The sequence below is a fragment of the Streptomyces sp. NEAU-sy36 genome (assembly GCF_013423905.1).
GTDB lineage: Bacteria > Actinomycetota > Actinomycetes > Streptomycetales > Streptomycetaceae > Streptomyces > Streptomyces misionensis.
Genome location: NZ_CP058977.1, coordinates 5,880,278 through 5,897,482 on the forward strand (window position 1 = coordinate 5,880,278; position 17,205 = coordinate 5,897,482).

At 72.3% G+C, this 17,205-nt stretch carries 19 protein-coding genes; 6 read left to right on the forward strand and 13 right to left on the reverse strand.

Annotated features, from left to right (window positions below; translation table 11 throughout):
- The first annotated feature begins 1 nt into the window (after window position 1).
- A complete protein-coding gene (locus HZZ00_RS25740; protein ID WP_180328684.1) occupies window positions 2–1,207 on the forward strand; it encodes an acyl-CoA dehydrogenase family protein in 1,206 nt (401 codons plus the stop codon).
- Window positions 1,208–1,243: 36 nt separating this feature from the next.
- On the opposite strand, the gene HZZ00_RS38800 is transcribed toward HZZ00_RS25740, so the two are convergent.
- On the reverse strand, window positions 1,244–1,369 hold the full coding sequence (locus HZZ00_RS38800) for a hypothetical protein (protein ID WP_257585326.1): 126 nt from the start codon (window positions 1,367–1,369) through the stop codon (window positions 1,244–1,246).
- Between the two features lie 18 nt (window positions 1,370–1,387).
- On the opposite strand from HZZ00_RS38800, the gene HZZ00_RS25745 reads away from it, so the two are divergent.
- Together HZZ00_RS25745 and pssA are read left to right on the forward strand one after the other, a co-directional pair.
- Window positions 1,388–2,044, forward strand: coding sequence for a phosphatidylserine decarboxylase (locus HZZ00_RS25745; RefSeq protein ID WP_071828612.1), 657 nt, complete (start codon window positions 1,388–1,390; stop codon window positions 2,042–2,044).
- 22 nt (window positions 2,045–2,066) lie between these two features.
- Window positions 2,067–2,885, forward strand: coding sequence for a CDP-diacylglycerol--serine O-phosphatidyltransferase (gene pssA / locus HZZ00_RS25750; protein ID WP_146466266.1), 819 nt, complete (start codon window positions 2,067–2,069; stop codon window positions 2,883–2,885).
- 92 nt (window positions 2,886–2,977) lie between these two features.
- Here the strand turns inward: pssA and HZZ00_RS25755 are convergent, their stop codons facing one another.
- Complete coding sequence (locus HZZ00_RS25755; RefSeq protein WP_180333703.1) at window positions 2,978–4,114, reverse strand: glycerate kinase; 1,137 nt, start codon at window positions 4,112–4,114, stop codon at window positions 2,978–2,980.
- Window positions 4,115–4,267: 153 nt separating this feature from the next.
- Here HZZ00_RS25755 and HZZ00_RS25760 point away from each other — a divergent pair, with 153 nt between their 5' ends.
- Genes HZZ00_RS25760 through HZZ00_RS25770 form a run of 3 tightly spaced genes read left to right on the forward strand, consistent with a single transcriptional unit; the run spans window position 4,268 to window position 6,654 of the window.
- Window positions 4,268–5,371 carry an ADP-ribosylglycohydrolase family protein gene (locus HZZ00_RS25760; RefSeq protein ID WP_180328685.1) on the forward strand — a complete coding sequence of 368 codons (1,104 nt, stop codon included), beginning with the start codon at window positions 4,268–4,270 and terminating at the stop codon, window positions 5,369–5,371.
- Entirely contained in the window at window positions 5,368–5,865 is a 498-nt protein-coding gene (locus HZZ00_RS25765; protein ID WP_180328686.1) for an NUDIX hydrolase, read from the forward strand. The genes HZZ00_RS25760 and HZZ00_RS25765 overlap by 4 nt, the downstream gene beginning before the upstream one ends.
- Window positions 5,866–5,922: 57 nt before the next feature.
- Window positions 5,923–6,654: a Sir2 family NAD-dependent protein deacetylase gene (locus tag HZZ00_RS25770; RefSeq protein ID WP_180328687.1), complete on the forward strand. Its 732-nt coding sequence runs from the start codon at window positions 5,923–5,925 to the stop codon at window positions 6,652–6,654.
- Window positions 6,655–6,669: 15 nt separating this feature from the next.
- Here the strand turns inward: HZZ00_RS25770 and HZZ00_RS25775 are convergent, their stop codons facing one another.
- The 11 genes from HZZ00_RS25775 to HZZ00_RS25825 all read right to left on the reverse strand — a co-directional run bounded on the left by HZZ00_RS25775 (window position 6,670) and on the right by HZZ00_RS25825 (window position 17,174).
- A complete protein-coding gene (locus HZZ00_RS25775) occupies window positions 6,670–7,164 on the reverse strand; it encodes a methylated-DNA--[protein]-cysteine S-methyltransferase (protein WP_180328688.1) in 495 nt (164 codons plus the stop codon).
- A gap of 12 nt (window positions 7,165–7,176) precedes the next feature.
- A complete protein-coding gene (locus HZZ00_RS25780; protein ID WP_180328689.1) occupies window positions 7,177–8,664 on the reverse strand; it encodes an AlkA N-terminal domain-containing protein in 1,488 nt (495 codons plus the stop codon).
- Between the two features lie 77 nt (window positions 8,665–8,741).
- On the reverse strand, window positions 8,742–9,611 hold the full coding sequence (locus HZZ00_RS25785; RefSeq protein ID WP_180328690.1) for a methylenetetrahydrofolate reductase: 870 nt from the start codon (window positions 9,609–9,611) through the stop codon (window positions 8,742–8,744).
- Window positions 9,612–9,793: 182 nt separating this feature from the next.
- Window positions 9,794–10,630 carry an enoyl-CoA hydratase/isomerase family protein gene (locus HZZ00_RS25790; RefSeq protein WP_257585329.1) on the reverse strand — a complete coding sequence of 279 codons (837 nt, stop codon included), beginning with the start codon at window positions 10,628–10,630 and terminating at the stop codon, window positions 9,794–9,796.
- Between the two features lie 5 nt (window positions 10,631–10,635).
- Window positions 10,636–11,907 (reverse strand): cytochrome P450, encoded by a 1,272-nt coding sequence (locus HZZ00_RS25795; RefSeq protein ID WP_180328692.1) that lies wholly within the window; start codon window positions 11,905–11,907, stop codon window positions 10,636–10,638.
- A 70-nt stretch (window positions 11,908–11,977) separates the two neighbouring features.
- On the reverse strand, window positions 11,978–13,333 hold the full coding sequence (locus tag HZZ00_RS25800) for a cytochrome P450 (protein ID WP_180328693.1): 1,356 nt from the start codon (window positions 13,331–13,333) through the stop codon (window positions 11,978–11,980).
- A gap of 13 nt (window positions 13,334–13,346) precedes the next feature.
- Window positions 13,347–13,907 carry an ATP/GTP-binding protein gene (locus HZZ00_RS25805; protein WP_070022794.1) on the reverse strand — a complete coding sequence of 187 codons (561 nt, stop codon included), beginning with the start codon at window positions 13,905–13,907 and terminating at the stop codon, window positions 13,347–13,349.
- Window positions 13,908–13,910: 3 nt separating this feature from the next.
- Window positions 13,911–14,294, reverse strand: a complete 384-nt coding sequence (locus HZZ00_RS25810) for a DUF742 domain-containing protein (RefSeq protein ID WP_070022795.1) — start codon at window positions 14,292–14,294, stop codon at window positions 13,911–13,913.
- Complete coding sequence (locus HZZ00_RS25815; RefSeq protein WP_257585331.1) at window positions 14,291–15,133, reverse strand: roadblock/LC7 domain-containing protein; 843 nt, start codon at window positions 15,131–15,133, stop codon at window positions 14,291–14,293. The genes HZZ00_RS25810 and HZZ00_RS25815 overlap by 4 nt, the downstream gene beginning before the upstream one ends.
- A complete protein-coding gene (locus HZZ00_RS25820) occupies window positions 15,130–16,314 on the reverse strand; it encodes an ATP-binding protein (RefSeq protein ID WP_180328694.1) in 1,185 nt (394 codons plus the stop codon). The genes HZZ00_RS25815 and HZZ00_RS25820 overlap by 4 nt, the downstream gene beginning before the upstream one ends.
- Before the next feature lie 407 nt (window positions 16,315–16,721).
- Window positions 16,722–17,174 (reverse strand): MarR family winged helix-turn-helix transcriptional regulator, encoded by a 453-nt coding sequence (locus tag HZZ00_RS25825; protein ID WP_070022797.1) that lies wholly within the window; start codon window positions 17,172–17,174, stop codon window positions 16,722–16,724.
- Window positions 17,175–17,205: the final 31 nt, after the last annotated feature.

A 17,205-nucleotide genomic window follows, 5' to 3' on the forward strand; every position in this document is an offset into this window, starting at 1 on the left:
CATGGCCCGTCTCGCCCAGACCGCCGGTCTGACCGACGTCCAGCAGGAGATCGTCTCCACGGTCCGTGACTTTGTCGGCAAGGAGATCATCCCGGTCGCCACGGAGCTGGAGCACCGCGACGAGTACCCCCAGCAGATCGTGGACGGCCTCAAGGAACTGGGCCTGTTCGGTCTGATGATCCCCGAGGAGTACGGGGGCCTGGGCGAGTCGCTGCTCACCTACGCGCTGTGCGTGGAGGAGATCGCCCGCGGCTGGATGTCGGTGTCCGGCATCATCAACACCCACTTCATCGTCGCGTACATGCTCAAGCAGCACGGTACGCAGGAGCAGAAGGACCACTTCCTGCCGCGGATGGCGGCCGGTGACATCCGGGGCGCCTTCTCGATGTCGGAGCCGGCGCTGGGCTCCGACGTGTCGGCGATCAGCTCCAAGGCGGTCAGGGACGGCGACGAGTACGTCCTGACCGGCCAGAAGATGTGGCTCACCAACGGCGGCACCTCGTCCCTCGTGGCCGTACTGGTGCGCAGCGACGAGGGCCACCCGGAGGGCACGGCCCCGCACAAGTCCATGACGACCTTCCTGGTGGAGAAGGAGCCGGGCTTCGGCGAGGTGCGCCCGGGCCTGACCATCCCCGGCAAGATCGAGAAGATGGGCTACAAGGGCGTCGACACCACCGAGCTGATCATGGACGGGCTGCGGGTACCGGCCGATCGGGTGCTCGGCGGCGTCACCGGCCGGGGTTTTTACCAAATGATGGACGGCGTGGAGGTCGGCCGGGTCAATGTCGCGGCCCGCGGCTGCGGCGTCGCCCAGCGCGCCTTCGAGCTGGGCGTGAGCTACGCCCAGCAGCGGCACACCTTCGGCAAGCCGATCGCACAGCACCAGGCCATCCAGTTCAAGCTGGCCGAGATGGCGACCAAGGTGGAGGCCGCCCATGCGATGATGGTCAACGCGGCACGCAAAAAGGACTCCGGGCAGCGTAACGACCTGGAGGCCGGGATGGCGAAGTACCTCGCCTCCGAGTACTGCAAGGAGGTCGTCGAGGACGCCTTCCGGATCCACGGCGGCTACGGCTTCTCCAAGGAGTACGAGATCGAGCGCCTGTACCGAGAGGCGCCGATGCTGCTCATCGGTGAAGGAACCGCCGAGATCCAGAAAATGATCATCGGCCGCAGGTTGCTCGAAGAGTATCGATTCCAGGGCTGATTGTCCGGGTACGGGGTGTTTTCTTCGAGGGGAAGATCACACCCCGTAGACGTTGTTCCACCGCTCTTCGGCCGCCGACTCGGCTTCCTGGCTTGCCGAGTTGTGGCCCGCGACCGGTACGATCCCGGAAAAGCCGCCGTCCCCCGTCTTGCGCGGCATCATCCGCTACGAAGGTCATCCATGCCCCACAGCCAAACCTCTGCATCTCGCGACAGCCGGGCCGGCGTACGCCTCGCGCGCGGAGCATCGCCGTGGCTTCTTCCGACCGTCGCCACCGCAGCCCTCAGCCTGGCCCGCGCCCGCCGCTCCGGCGCCGCCCGGGCCGTCGCCGTACCCGCCACCGCGCTCGCGGCGGGCATGCTGTGGTTCTTCCGCGACCCCGAGCGCGAGATCGCCCAGGGCCGGGTCATCTCCCCCGCCGACGGCGTGGTGCAGAGCATCATGCCGTGGAAGGACGGCCGCACCCGCGTCGCCATCTTCATGAGCCCGCTCAATGTTCATGTCAATCGCGCGCCGCTCGCGGGCACGGTGACGTCGGTCGAGCACATCCCCGGCGGCTTCGTTCCGGCGTTCAACAAGGAGAGCGAGAACAACGAGCGCGTAGTCTGGCACTTCGACACCGAACTCGGCGACATCGAGATGATCCAGATCGCCGGCGCGGTGGCCCGCCGCATCGTGCCCTACATCCCCGAGGGCACGAAGGTCGAGCAGGGCGACCGAATCGGTCTGATCCGCTTCGGCTCGCGTGTCGACCTCTACCTGCCCGAGGGCGTGGAGGTCGCGGTCGAGGTCGGACAGAAGACCGTGGCTGGGGTGACTCGCATTGACCGTGATTGATCCGGAGACCCAGGCGAACTGGGTGCCCGAGGCCGACGAGGTGGACGAAGAGGAGGAGATGCCGCTCTCGCTCCGCCTGTCGATAGCGGACACCCTCACGCTCGGCAACGCCACGTGCGGGTTCATGGCGGTGTACTTCACCACCACCGGCATCCTCATCCCGCACCTCACCGGAGGCCAGGAGTCCGGCATGGCCCGCCACAGCGCGGCCACGGCGGTCATCCTGATGCTCTGCGCGGCGGTGTTCGACCTCTTCGACGGACTGGTGGCGCGCAAGCTGCGCTCCTCCCCCATGGGCGCGGAGCTGGACAACCTCTCCGACCTGATCAGCTTCGGGCTGGCGCCCGCGTACTTCGTGCTCGTCTACGGCATGGTCGCGGACGACGCGCACCAGCGGGTGGCGGCGCTCGGGGCGATCGTGGTGCTGCTGGCCGTGGTGCTGCGGCTCGCGCGCTTCTCGTGCGTGACATTGAAGGACGGCATGTTCCAGGGCATGCCCTCGCCGTTCGGCGCGCTGACGGTCGTCTCGATCGTCCTGCTGGAGCTGCCCTTCGTGGCGACGCTGCTGGCGATCGTGGGCACCGCGTGGCTGATGGTGAGCCGGGTGGAGTACCCGAAGCCGCGGGGCCGCCTCGCCGGGGCGATGCTGTCCTGGATCGTGCTGTCGATGGGGCTGCTGGCCGCCTGGGCCTTCGACGCCCCGTCCGGGCAGCTGCTGCTCCAGACGGGCTGCGCGCTCCAGCTGGTCATGGGCGCGGTGATCCCGCTGTTCGCCACGGCGCGCCGGGTGAACAACTTCCGCGACAACCGGCGGGAGGCGCGCGCCGCGCAGTTGCCGTGACGGCGTCGTGACCGAGGGCCCCGAACCCAGGGTTGGCTGGGTTCGGGGCCCTTTCCGCGTGCCGGGCGCCCGGCGGCGCAGCCCTCGGGCGGTCAGCGCAGGAAGTCCTCGGCGATGTCGGAGGCGACGCGTTCCAGGATCGGGCCCGCGTCCGCGACGCACCGGGCGACGTCCGGCTCGACGGACGTCAGGGGGTAGGCCCGGCCGATCCCGGCCCCCCGCAGCAGCGGCTCGGACAGGGCGAGCCGGCCGCACACCGCCACGACCTCCTTGCCGGCGGCCCGCGCTGCCGCCGCCACCCCGGCGGGGGCCTTGCCGTGCAGGGTCTGCTCGTCCAGCGACCCCTCGCCGGTGATCACCAGCGACGCCCGCTCCAGCGCCGGCGCGAAGCCGAGGACGTCCAGCATGACCTCGATCCCCGGCCGGAACCGCGCGCCGAGCAGCAGCGCGCCGTACCCGACACCACCCGCGGCCCCCGCGCCCGGCGCCGCCGCGTACTCTGCCGCCCGCGCCCCGACCTCGGCCTCCAGCACCTTGGCGTAGTGCCCGAGGGCCGCGTCCAGGGCCCGCACCTGTGCCGGGGTGGCCCCCTTCTGCGGGCCGTACACCGCGGGTGCGCCCTTCGGCCCGGTCAGCGGATTGTCGACGTCGCTGGCCAGCACCAGCTCCACCGCGGACAGCCGGGGGTCGAGCCCGGACAGGTCGGCGCGGGCGAGACCGGCGAGGCCGCCGCCCCCGGGCGGCACCGGCGCGCCGTTCCCGTCCAGGAACCGCGCTCCCAGTGCCGCGAGCATCCCGGCGCCGCCGTCGGTGGTGGCGCTGCCGCCGACGCCGAACACGATCGTCCGCGCGCCCGCGTCCAGCGCGGCCCGAAGCAGCTCACCGGAGCCGTACGTGGAGGCGGTCAGCGGCGCGAGGACACCGGCCGGCAGCCGTTGCAGGCCGCTCGCCTCGGCCATCTCCACCACCGCGGTGCCGTCGCGCAGCGCGAACGCGGCCGTCACCTCCGCGCCCAGCGGCCCGGCGACCCGCACCTCACGGCGTTCGAAACCGGCCGCGACCGCCGCGGCCACGGTGCCGTCGCCGCCGTCGGCCACCGGCAGCGCCTCCACCGGCAGATCCGGCACGACCCGGCGCAGCCCGGCCGTCACCCGCTCGGCGACCTGCACGGCCGTCAGCGAGCCCTTGAACTTGTCAGCGGCGACGAGGACCCGCCGGGTCCCGTCCACTGCAGCGTCCGCCACTTGCCATCCCCTTGCTCTCCGGGCCCCGCGCACGTCGGGGCCAGTCGCGCCGCTGCGACCTTAACCTCGCCGGGCCCCCGCCGTCATGCCCCTGCCCACGGGCCGAACAGGGCCGGGAAAAACGGGTAGACGCCAGCCATGAGCCGCGATCACCCCGCACCCGCCGGGCTCGCCGACCGGATCCACGGCGGCTGGCTCGGCCGGATCGCGGGCAACATGCTCGGCAAACCGGTCGAACAGGGCGAGGTGTGGACCCGCGAGCGCATCGACGGATATCTGCGCCGGGCCGGCGCGCTGCCGCTCACCGACTACCTGCCCGAGCCCGCCGACGAGGCCGACGCCGCCGCCCTGCGCCCGGAGTGGCGCGCCTGCGTGCGCGGCCGGATCCACGGCAGCTGCCGCGACGACGACGTGGACTACACCATCCTCGGACTGCACCTGCTGGAGACGCGCGGCTTCGGCTTCAGCACCGAGGACGTCGGCGAGCTGTGGCTGCTGCGGCTCCCCTACCTCCAGACCTTCACGGCGGAGCGGGCGGCGTACCGCAATCTCGCGACCGGGCTGCGGCCGCCGCTGACGGCGACCTACGACAACCCGTACCAGGAGTGGATCGGCGCCCTCATCCGCGCCGACGTCTTCGGCTGGACCTGCCCCGGCGATCCCGTCCGCGCCGCCGGTCTGGCCCGCCGTGACGCCGTGCTGTCCCACACCGGCAACGGGGTCTACGGCGCCATGTGGGCTGCGGCGCTGATCGCGGCCGCGTTCACCGCGCCGACCGTGCGGGCCGCACTGGACACCGCGCTCGGCGTGATCCCGGGGAGCAGCCGTCTCGCCCGTACGGTGCGGCGCGTCATGTCGCTGCACGAGACCGGTCTCGCGTGGGCGGACACCGTCGCCACCGCGACCGGGGAGAGCGCCGGGGGCTGGATCCACACCGTGCCGAACGCGGCCGTGCTCACCGCCGGGCTGCTGTACGGCGACGACGACTTCACCCGCACCCTCGCGCTCACCGTGCGCGGCGGTCTGGACACCGACTCCAACGGGGCGACGGCGGGCTCGGTGGCCGGGGTGCGCACCGGGGCCGCCGCCCTGCCGGGCCGGTGGAGGGACCCCCTCGAAGACACGGTCCGCAGCGCGGTCTTCGGTTTCGACGGGGCGCGGATCAGTGCGCTGGCCGAACGCACCGTGCGCCTGGCGACGGCCGGTTCACAGAGCCCGCCACTGGTTACCCTTCCCCCATGACGACCACGACTGCCGACTACGCCGCGTACATCGCCGGTCTGCCCCGGGTGCTCGCCGGGGCCGCCGCGCTCTTCCGGGACGCCGAGGGGCGGGTGCTGCTGGTCGAGCCCAACTACCGTGCGGGCTGGGGACTTCCGGGCGGCACGGTCGAGTCGGACGACGGGGAGACGCCCCGTCAGGGCGCGCGCCGGGAGACGCTGGAGGAGATCGGCCTGGACCGGCCGCTCGGGCGGCTGCTGGCCGTGGACTGGGTGCCCGGCGCGCAACGGCCGCCGCTGGTGGCGTACGTGTACGACGGCGGGGTCCTCACGGAGGACGAGCTGAAGTCGATCCGGTTGCAGGAGGAGGAGCTGCTGTCCTGGCGGCTGGTGCCGCGCGAGGAGCTGCCCGCCCATCTGCCCGGCGCGCTCGGCCGCCGCGTCCTGGCCGCCCTCGACGTCCTCGCCGACGGCTCGGGCCCGGCGGAGCTGGAGAACGGTTACCGCGCCGCCTAGGGCCGCCGCCCCGATATCCGTTCGCCCCGGCGTGCCCGGCGATCTACCCTCGGCCCCATGGGCAAGCCTCTCGTGGCCATTCTCAGTGGCGCAGGTATCTCCACCGACTCCGGCATCCCCGACTACCGGGGGCCGGCCGGGCTGTGGCGGCGGGATCCGGAGGCGGAGAAGCTGGTCACGTACGAGTACTACATGGGCGATCCGGAGATCCGGCGCCGGTCCTGGCAGATGCGGCGCGACAACCAGGCGCTGCGGGCCGAACCCAACGCCGCCCACCGGGCCGTCGTGGAGCTGGAGCGGTCCGGCGTGCCGGTGCGCGTGATCACCCAGAACGTGGACGGGCTGCACCAGGCGGCCGGGCTGCCCGCCCGCAAGGTGCTGGAACTGCACGGCACGGCGCGCGAGTTCGTCTGTACCCGATGCCATGCGCGGGGCCCGATGGCGGACGCCCTCGCCCGGGTGGAGGCCGGCGAGGACGATCCGCGGTGCCTGGAGTGCGGCGGCATCCTGAAGTCCGCCACCGTGATGTTCGGCGAGCGCCTCGACCCCATGGTGCTGGGCCAGGCGGTCGCCGTCACCAAGGCCTGTCAGCTGTTCATCGCGGTCGGCTCCAGCCTCCAGGTGCAGCCCGCCGCCGGACTCGCGGGGGTCGCCGCGGACCACGGCGCCCGGCTGATCGTCGTCAACGCGGAGCCGACGCCGTACGACGACCGGGCCGACGAGGTGGTCCGCGAACCCATCGGGACCGCGCTGCCGCGGCTGCTGGGCGACCTGGCCCGGCAGGAGTAGACCGGCGGGGGAAGGTCAGAACAGAGCGGAGCCGCGCTCGAAGTCCAGCAGCCGGCGCTTGCGTTCCAGGCCGCCGCCGTAGCCGGTGAGACTGCCGTCGGTGCCGACGACGCGGTGGCAGGGCACGATGATGCCGACGGGGTTGCGGCCGTTGGCGAGGCCGACCGCGCGGGAGGCGCCGGGCTTGCCGAGGGCGTCGGCGAGCTGGCCGTAACTGCGGGTCTGCCCGTAGGGGATGCGGGTCAGCTGCTCCCAGACGCTGCGCTGGAACGGGGTGCCGCGCAGTGCGAGCGGGACGGTGAACTCCCGCAGCTCGCCGGAGAAGTAGGCGGTCAGCTGCTCCCGCGTCGCGCCGAAGCAGGACGGGGAGTCGTCGCGCGGGCCGAAGCTCTCCTCGGCCGGGCGGTGCCGCTGCGCGGTCATGTACAGACCGCACAGGGCGTCGTCGTCCTCGTCGGCGACCAGGGTGAGCGGGCCGTACGGGCTGTCGATCACGGTGTGACACGTCACGGTGGAACCTTCTTACACGGGCAGGAAGTTGATGGGGTGGCTGTCGGTCGCCCACAGATACTGCACCGCGTACGCGCGCCACGGGCGCCAGGCCTCGGCGCGGGCGGTGAGCGCGGCGGGGGTGGACGGCAGGCCGAGCGCGCCGGCCGCGCGCCGGATGCCGAGGTCGGTGGGGAGGAAGGCGTCGGGGTCGCCGAGGGCGCGCATGGCGATGACGTCGACCGTCCAGGGCCCGAAGCCGGGCAGGGCGAGCAGCCGGGCGCGCGCCTCGGCCCAGTCGGATTCCACCCCCAAGTGGAGGCTTCTGTCAGCTAGTTGACGCACGAGGGTGGTGAAGGTGGTGCGCCGGGTGCGGGGCATCGCCAGGGTCTCGGGGTCGACGGCGGCCAGCGCCTCCGGGGACGGGAAGAGATGAGTGAGGCCGCCCTCGGCGTCGTCCAGGGGCTTGCCGTGGGAGGTGACCAGGCGGGCCGCGTGGGTGCGGGCGGCGGCCGTGGAGACCTGCTGTCCGAGCACGGCCCGGACGGCGAACTCGGCCTCGTCCACGGTGCGCGGCACCCGGCGGCCCGGTCCCTCGTCGACCAACGGGGCGAGCAGCGGGTCGGTGCGCAGCCGGTCGTCCACGGCGACCGGGTCGGCGTCCAGGTCGAGCAGCCGGCGGCAGCGGCTGATCGCCACGGGGAGGTCGCGCAGGTCGCTGAGGGTGAGGCGGCAGGCGATGTGGTCGGGGCGGGGGGTGAGGGCGACGATCCCGTGGCCGTACGGCAGCCGCAGGGTGCGGCGGTAGGCGCCGTCGCGCCATTCCTCGACGCCGGGTACGGCGGTGGCGGCGAGGTGGCCGAAGAGGTTGGCCGGGTTGAGCGGGGCGCGGAACGGCAGGCGCAAGGAGAGGGTGCCGGGGGTGCCGTCGCCGGGCGCCCGGCGAGCGGGGACCCGGTCCCGCAGCTCGCTCGGGGAGAGGGCGAAGACCTCGCGGACGGTGTCGTTGAAGGTGCGGATGGAGGAGAACCCGGCCGCGAAGGCGATCTCCGCCATGGGCAGCACGGTGGTCTCGATCAGCAGCCGCGCGGTCTGGGCGCGCTGGGCGCGGGCCAGTGCGAGGGGGCCCGCGCCCAGCTCGGCGAGGAGCTGTCGCTCCACCTGGCGGGTGCTGTATCCAAGCCTGGCGGCGAGGCCGGGCACGCCCTCGCGGTCCACGACGCCGTCCGCGATCAGCCGCATGGCGCGCGCCACCAGGTCGGCGCGCAGGTTCCACTCCGGGGAGCCGGGGCTGGTGTCCGGGCGGCACCGCTTGCAGGCCCGGAACCCGGCCTGCTGGCAGGCGGCCGCGCTCGGGTGGAACGTCATGTTCTCGGGCTTGGGCGGGACGACGGGGCAGCTGGGCCGGCAGTAGATGCCGGTGGTCAGCACGGCCGTGTAGAACCATCCGTCGAACCGGGCGTCCTTGGACTGCACGGCGCGCACGCAGTGCTCCCGGTCGAGGTGCGTGGCTGTCTGCATGTCTCCAGGATGGCGAGCGCGCGGGCCGGCCGCTGGCGGAATTCCGACATGAGCGTGGGCCGGCGCCCGCGCGGGTCCTAACGGGCCCGGCGCTGGAAGTCCGTGATCCATTCCGCCGTGGTCCGCAGGCCGCCGAAGGTGTAGAAGTGCACCTTGACCGTACCGTGGCGGGTCGGGTCGTAACCGTCGGACAGGGCCCGCAGGAAGCGGTCCGGGCCGGTGGTGCCCATCAGGTTGGTGAGCGAGAAGCCGTACTTGCGGGCCACGGAGGCGCTGGTGGAGATGCCGAAGCGGGTGGCGTAGCCGAGCAGCCGGCGCACGCCCGCCGGGCCGGGTACGCCGATGCGCACCGGCAGGTCGACGCCCCGGGCGCGCACGTCCGCCAGCCAGTCGAGCACGGGCTGTGCGTCGAAGCCGAACTGGGTGATCACCTCGCCGGTGAAGGGCCCCGCGCCGATGGCCGCCGCCTTGTCGGTGAGCGCCGACCACAGTGCGGGGCCGGTTATCGCGGGGTGGCCCTCCGGGTAGCCGCTGATGCCGATGTGCCGGACGCCGTAGCGCTCCAGCAGCCCGGTGCGGATGACGGCGAGGGCGTCCTCGTACGGCCCCTCGGGGCGGGCGGGGTCGCCGCCGACCACGAAGACGTTGTCGGCGGTGCCGTCGGCGGCCAGGCCCGCGAGGAACTCCTCCAGGGCGGCGCGGGAGGGCAGCCGGCGGGCCGAGACGTGGGGGACGGGCACGAAGCCGCAGCGCCGTACGGCGCGGGCCGCGGCGAGCCGGGCGGCGTGGTCCTCGCCGGCCAGGAAGGTGACGTTGATCCGGGTGCCTTGGGGGATGCTGTCGCGCGCCTCCTGGAGCGCGGGCACGTCCTTGCCCGTCATCTCCAGCGAGAAGTCGTCCAGGAGGGCGGTGCCCACCGCGGCGGGGGCGGTGACGGCGGGGTTCATCGTGCTCCTTGCGGCTCGGTGGCGCTGCGGCGTCTGCCGGCCGGGGTCCCGGCCCCGGCCGATGATGCCACGCGTCCCGGGCACGTCGCGCACGGCCCCGCGGGGGTGCTGCCGCGGCACGGACAAGCACGGATGATCAACGGCCCCGTCACGGTGGGGGAACGAGGACGGGGCCGGACCGGTCAGCGGTGGGAGGGAACCGGCACGGGGGGCTGGGCCGGCTGTCCGGCGCGGGCCAGGCCCAGATGGGCGCTGAGCAGATGGGCGTCGAGCAGGCCCACCTCGGAGGTGCGGGCGGCCCGCGCGTATCCGGTCAGCATGCGCTTGGTGAGGACGAGCGCCTCGGGCGAGCGCCGCAGCAGCGGCCTGATCCAGGCGTCGACCGCCGCGTCCAGGGAGTCCGGGGACGCGACTTTGTGCAGCAGGCCGATCCGCTGGGCGGCGGCCGCGTCGAAGTTCTCGCCGGTGAGCATGAGTTCGCGGATCCGGGCGGCACCGGCCTCGGCGATCAGCCGGCCCATGGCGCCGCCCCACGCGGGGGGCAGTCCGAGGGCGACCTCGGGCATCCGGAACCGGCAGTCGTCGGCGCCCGCGCGCAGGTCGCAGTACGCGGCGAGGGCGAGCCCCGCGCCGATCACCCTGCCGTGCAGCCGGGCGACGGTGACCGCGTGGGTGGACTCCAGGGCCTCGCAGACGCGGTGCGCCTTGTCGTTCATGCGGCGCAGGGCGGTGCCGGTGGGGTCGTGCGCCAGCGCCGACTGGAACTCGGTGCGCTCGGCGCCCAGGCTGAAGTCCGCGCCCGCCCCGGTCAGCAGCAGGACCCGGATGTCCGGCCGTTCGTGGAGGCCGTCGAGGACGGTGAGGAGGTCGTCGAGGGCGGCGACCGTGAGGGTGGTGTCGCTCGGTGTGGCGCCGAGCCGGACGCGCAGCACGGGGCCGTCGAGGTCCGCCTGGATCGCCGTGCAGGCGAACGGGCGGTGGGGGCCGGTCGGATGGACCGTCGCGGGTATGTCGGTCATGTCGGTCATGCGAGGGTGACGTCCAGGTTCAGCAGCCGCCTGAAGGCCACGCGCGGGGCCCAGGCCGGCCTGCGGACGAGGGTGAGCCGGGGGAAGCGCGTGACCAGCTGGTGGAGGAGGGTCGTGGCTTCGAGTCGGGCCAGGGGCGCGCCGAGGCAGTAGTGGATGCCGCCGCTGAAGGCGAGGTGGCCGGGCTTGCGGTGCAGGTTGAACAGCTCCGGGTCCTCGTGCTTGGCCGGGTCGCGGTGGGCCGCGCCGATCAGCAGGTGGACCATCTCGTCCTTGCGGATCTCCACCCCGCCCAGTTCGCAGTCGCGCGAGGAGACGCGGCTGATCACATGGGTGGGCGGGTCGTAGCGCAGCGTCTCCTCGACGGCGGCGGGCACCAGGTCGGGCTGGACGGTGAGCCGGTCCCACTGCCTGGCGTGCTCCAGGAGCAGCAGGGTGGTGGTGGACAGCAGGGTGGTGGTGGTCTCCAGGGCGGCCAGCAGGACGAACAGGGAGAGGAAGTAGACGGCCTCGTCTGCCTTGTCGCGGTCGCTCTCCATGCCGTCCCACACCGATATCCAGCGGGAGACGGGGTCGTCGCCGGGGCGGGCGCGGCGTTCGCGGACCAGATCGGTGAAGTAGGCGCGCAGTTCGGCGGTGGCCGCGTCCGACAGCGCCAGCTGGCTGGCGGAGGGCAGCAGTTCCTGGGTGAACACCTGGTCGTGGGTCAGCTCGCGCAGCCGGGGGTGGTCGGCGGTGGGCAGTCCGAGCCAGTGTCCGATGACGGCGACCGGCAGCTCCTCGGCGACCAGGGCGTTGAAATCGGCCTCGCCGTCGTGCAGCCGCTCGGCCAGGTTGTCGAGCAGCCTGGTGGTGAACCGCCCTGTCATCCCCCGCATCTCGTCGAGCGAGCCGCGGTCGAACATGCCGGCCGAGCGGCGCACCCAGGTGTGCTCCGGCGGGTTGAGCGCGGGCAGGGTCCGGCTCATCTCCCGGGAGGACGGCGCCGTCCAGCGGGTGCCGTGGCCCTGCTGCTCACGCCAGCGGGCGTCCGGCTCCAGCCAGTCCCGGCTGCGCACGACCTGGTCGCAGACGTCGAAGCCGGTCACGAGGTGACCACCCCAGGGTGCGGGCGCGACCGCACCCCGGGAGCGGAGTTCCGCGTAGACCGGAAACGGGTTGGACTGGCCCTTGGCCGTGCGCAGCCGGGAGAAGAGCGATACGGCGAAGCGTCTGTCGGCGGGCGGCGTGGTGAGTGTCTCCACAATGACCCTTTCTGATCTAGACATCAGCCCGCATGCATACCCTCCGCTTCCTACGCACATACAAGGTGACTATGCACGGAGCGAGTTGCCTTCGTCACTCGCCCCTGGTCCAGGCCAGGAAGCGGCTGAACAGGCCCGCTTTGGGCTTCGGCGCACCGTTCACCGGGGGCCGGGGCGTGGCCGCGACCGGGGAAGCGGAGGACGTCACCGGGGATTCCGCCTTCTGGGCCGCCGTCGGCACCACGATGCGCGGGGTGAAGCGCACCGGCAGTGCCACCAGGGAGCGGCTCCAGGGGGCCGGAATCCAGCTCAGGTCCTTGAAGGGCATCCGGGTCTCGATGTCCGGCAGCCGGTTCAGCAGGGACTCCACGGCGGTCACCGCGATCACGAACGCCGGGTCCTTGGCGGGACAGGCGTGCGGGCCCGCGCCGAAGGCCAAGTGGGCCTTGGCACTGAGCTGTTCGCGGTGCTCGGCCAGGCGCGGGTCGGTGTTGGCCGCCGCGAAGGAGATCAGCACCGGGTCGTTGGCCCTGATCACCCGGTTGCCCAACTCCACGTCGTGCGTGGGGTAGTGGGCCGCGTAGTTGGCGATCGGCGCGTAGTTCCAGAGCACCTGGGTGACGGCGTCCTCGACCGGCAGGCCCGACTGCCACTCCTCGCCGAGCATCAGCGCGCTGGCGGTGCCGATCACGGCGGACAGCGGCGTGGTGCCCCCGGAGAGCAGGGTGACGAGCTGGTGCAGCACCTCCTCGTCGGTCAGCTGCGCCGAGTGCTGCATCAGACGCGTCGTCAGGTCCTCGCCGGGGTTGCGGCGCTTCTGCGCGATCAGCTCGCTCAGCGCCTCGGCCAGCAGCTGGTCGGCGCCGTTGCTGCCGGAGAAGATGCCGGTGATGCCGGCGACGACCCGGTCACCGATCTCCGGCGGGCAGCCGAACAGCTCGCTGAAGACCAGCAGCGGCAGCGGCTGGGCGTACTCGGCCATCAGCTCCGCCTGGCCCATCCGTTCCGAGCTGAAGCGGCTGATCAGGTAGTCGGCCGAGGCCTGGGTCTGGCGCACCAGCTGGAGCTCGTTGACGCTGGCCAGGCTGTCGGTGACGGCCTGGCGCAGCCGGGCGTGCGCCGCGCCGTCGCTGAACAGCGCGTTGGGCCGGTACGCCAGCATCGGCAGCGCGGGGCTGTCCTCGGGCACGCGGCCCTCGTTCAGCGCGTTCCAGCGCCGCGAGTCGCGGACGAACGAGGCGGGGTTCTGGAGGATGTAGAGCGCGGCGTCGTAACTGGTGACCAGCTCCACCTCCACGCCCGGCGCGATGTCCACCGGCGCGCTCGGGCCGAGGGACCGCAGATGGGCGTAGTGGCCGTCGGGATCGGAGCCGAAGTGGGGGCCGTAGAGCGGGAGGTTTGCGTGTGCGGGGCAGCCGGGGGGCGGCTCTATGCCGGGTCGCTGCTGCATGAGCGGGGGGCTCCTAGTCGATGAGGGAGAGGAGGTGATGCACGAGGGTGATCAGCGCGTGCGCCGACGACTGCTGGTCGCGGACGTCGCAGGGGACGACGGGGGTGTCCGCGGACAGGTTCAGGGCCTCGCGCACCTCTTCGAGCGGATAACCGGGGGTGCCGTCGAAGTGGTTGACGCCGATGGCATACGTCAGGCCGAACCGCTCGACCAGGTCGAGGATGGGGAACGACTCGGACAGCCGCTCCGGGTCGACGAGGACGAGCGCGCCCAGGGCACCCCTGGACAGCTCCTCCCACATCTCCTTGAAGCGTTCCTGGCCGGGGGTGCCGAAGAGGTAGAGCACCACCTCGTCGTTGATGGTCAGACGGCCGAAGTCCATGGCGACCGTCGTGGTGGTCTTGTCGGGGGTGCCCGACAGGTCGTCGAAGCCCTCGCTGGCCTCGGTGATCTCTTCTTCGGTCCGCAGCGGCTCGATCTCGGAGATACTGGCGATGCATGTGGTCTTGCCGACCCCGAAGTGCCCCACCACGAGCACCTTCACCGCCGTACGGACACCTGAATCCAGGTACACGAATCACGCTCCGAATCGGGCTCTGAGGCCGTCGAGCACGGCGTTCAGTACTTCTCGGTCGACACGTTCCGCGCGGGGCACCGGCTTCCGCGCGATGATCAGGCCGCTCTCCTCCATCTCGACCAGCAGGATCCGGACGACCCCCAGCGGCAGATGGGTGTGGGCGGCCACCTCGGCCACGGACAGGAATCCGTCCATGACCAGGTCCAGGACCTGACGGGCCTCCGGGGTGAGCGTGCGCACCGTGGTGGCGGCGTGCTCGCTCGCGGACACCAGCGTGGTGTGCCCGTAGGCGTGTTCCGGGGGCAGTGACCGCCCGTTCGTGATCACGAAGAACGGGACTAACGCGGAGGTGAGTTCCAGATCCTCGTCCGGCTCGTCGCTCACGTGCGGCTCGCCTCCCCGCGCGGGGACAGGTATCCGCCGAGCCGGGGCACGACCTGGTGCAGCCGGGTCGTGAAGTCCTCGATGTCGGCGTCGTGCTCGGCCGCCGCGGCGAGGAAGGCGCCCCGGCCGGCCGCGATCAGGAAGATCCAGCCGTGCTGGAACTCGATGACCGTCTGCCGCCAGACCGCGTCCGGCTGGACGCCGGCGAACTGGGCGGTGGCCCGGCTGTAGGCGTGGATGCCGGTCATCGCCGCGGAGATGGTGTCCGCGAGGTCCTGGCTCATGCCGGTGGTGGCGCCGCGGGGCAGGCCGTCGGCGCCGAGCAGTACCGCGTGCCGGGCGCCGTCCACCTTGCCGATCACCTCGTCCAGATCTGCGATCCGGATCCCGGTGCCGACCTCCTGGCCGGTGTGGGCGCGCTGGGCGCGCGCCGTTCCGGCCTCGTCCGCGTGCACCCGGGGCGGCGAGGTGAGGTTGTTGCCGAGCCGGGCGACGAGCCGGTGCATGCGGAAGGAGATCTGCTGCATGTCGACGTCGGGCGCGGCGGCCGCGGCCAGATAGGCACCCTGCCCGGCCCCGATCAGGAAGATCCAGCCGTGCGAGAACTCGATGATCGTCTGGTTCCACTGCCGGTCCGGGCCGTCCCCGGCAAAGTGGGCCGTGGCCCGGCTCAGCGACTGCATGCCCGCCATGGCGGCGGAGATGGTCCGCACGTCCTTCTGCGCCATGCCGTCGGTCGCCCCGCGGGGCAGGCCGTCCGCGGACAGCAGGACTGCGTGGCGTGCCTTGGGCACGTTGGCCACGATGTCCTCAAGCATCCACGACAGGTCTGTGATCATGTGTCATCGGACCCTTCGGACGGTGCCGCGGAGAGGTTGCGGCCCGAGAGCGTGCCGCGCTGGAAGGCGCCCAGGCTGCGGCCGGCCGCCCGGCCGGCGTCCTCCGCGGCCGGGACGTGCGGCAGGCCGACGGTGTCGTGGTCGGGGACGCTGGCGATGGGCACCTGGCGGGCGCCACGCCGGGGCAGGCCGTTGGCGGTGCGCGCCACGGGCTCGGGCCGGGCGGCGCCGGGCTCGGTAACGGGGGGCTGGACATCTTCCACCGGTGCCGTCTCCTCCTCGGTCCACAGCTCCTCGGGCAGCAGCACGACCGCGCGCACGCCGCCGTAGCGGGAGACACCGGTCACGTCGACCCGGAAGCCGTACTGCTGGGAGAGCAGGCCGATCACCGGAAAGCCGAACTTGGGCTGGTTGCCCAGCTGGGACAGCCGGGGGCGGTACTGACCGGAGAGCAGGGCGGTGGCCTTCTGCCGCTCCTCGTCGTTCATGCCGACGCCCGCGTCGTCGATGACGATGCACAGGTTCTTCTGCACCCGCTGGAACGTGACCTCGATCGGCGAGCCCTGCTGGGAGAAGCTGGCAGCGTTGTCGAGCAGCTCCGCCACGGCGAGGGCGACGGGCGAGACCGCCGACGCCTTCAGCGCGAAGCCGGTCTGCTGCATGATCTCCACGCGCCGGAAGTTGCGGATCTGCCCCTGGGCGCTGCGCACCACGTCGTAGACGCTCGCGGCGCGGCTGCGGCGGCCCAGCGGCGCACCGCACATGACGGCGATGCCCTGCGCCTTGCGCGCCATCTGCGCGTTGGCGTGGCCGACTTCGAGCAGGTCGGCGAGGACCGAGTGACCGCCGTACTTGCGCTGGATGTCCTCCAGCAGGGCCAGCTGCTCGGCGGCGAGGCTCTGCAGGAAGCGCGCGGAGCCCTTGAGTACGGCCTTGGTGCTGTCCTCCGCCGCCTCCTCGGCTTCCTGGATGGTCTTGGCGTGGTCGGTCCGGTGCTGGTGGAGCTCTGCTCGTAAGGCGGCGAGCCGGCCGTCGGCCTCACTGAGCCGCTGGGTGAGGGCGGCCTCGGACCTGTCCTTGTTCGCCGCTATGGCCTTGGCGCGACGACTGAGGACCAGGGCCGCGGCGACGCCGAGCGCCGCCACGACGACCAGGCACCAGACAAGTGCGTCTCGAATCATGGAAACCTTTCCTGGCGTTTGGCCTGCGGCCGTTGGCGGAAGTGCACCGCGCGCACCGGTGGGACGACCGGTCGCGTACGGGCCGGGACAGGTCAGGGGGACGACCGGACCGAAACCGTTTTCTGCGGTGCCTGAGCCGAGGGGACCAAGGTCACAGACGCGGGGATGCTATCACCCGCTTAGCGGAACCTTTACCACCGCGAGGCGGCCCAACGACCCTGCTCACCGCGTGGGTTGCGCCGGTTACGCGCGGCTCGTCCAGCAATTCCGGATACCGGTCCGGGAGTTGCCGCGGGAGGCCGGAGGCACCGGCCTGGAAAGGGCGCGAAGGCAGTGGAACTGACGGCGGGACACGTACGTCTCGGTGCGCACGCCGGCGCGGGCGGGAAGGGCGGGCGGGGCGGCCCTCAGGAGCGGGGCCAGGGCTGGCCGGTGATGCGCTCCACGCTGGTGTTGAAGCGCTGGAGGTAGCGGGCGAAGGTCTCCACGTCCTCGGCCGACCAGTCCTCGAAGACCCGGTCCAGGTCCTTGACGTGGGTGTCGCGCTCCTCGCGCAGTCGCCGCTCGCCCTCCTCGGTCAGCCGGAACTTGCGGGCCATGCCGCCCTCGGGGTCGGGGATCCGCTCCAGGAGCCCGGCCCGCATCGCGTGCGCGGTCTGCCGGTTGACGGTGGAGACGTCGAGCTGGAAGGCGTCGCTGAGCTGCCCGATCGACATGGGCCCCTGCACCTCGATCCGGCTGAGCATGATGTAGGCGCTCCGCTCCAGCCGGCCCTCCTGGTGCCGGCGGGTGGTACTGCTCAGCTGATGCCGCCCGAGGACCATGTGCTCGAACTCGACCAGGTGCGACGGCTTGCCCATGTACGTGCCTCCTTCTGCATCGACCGTATCT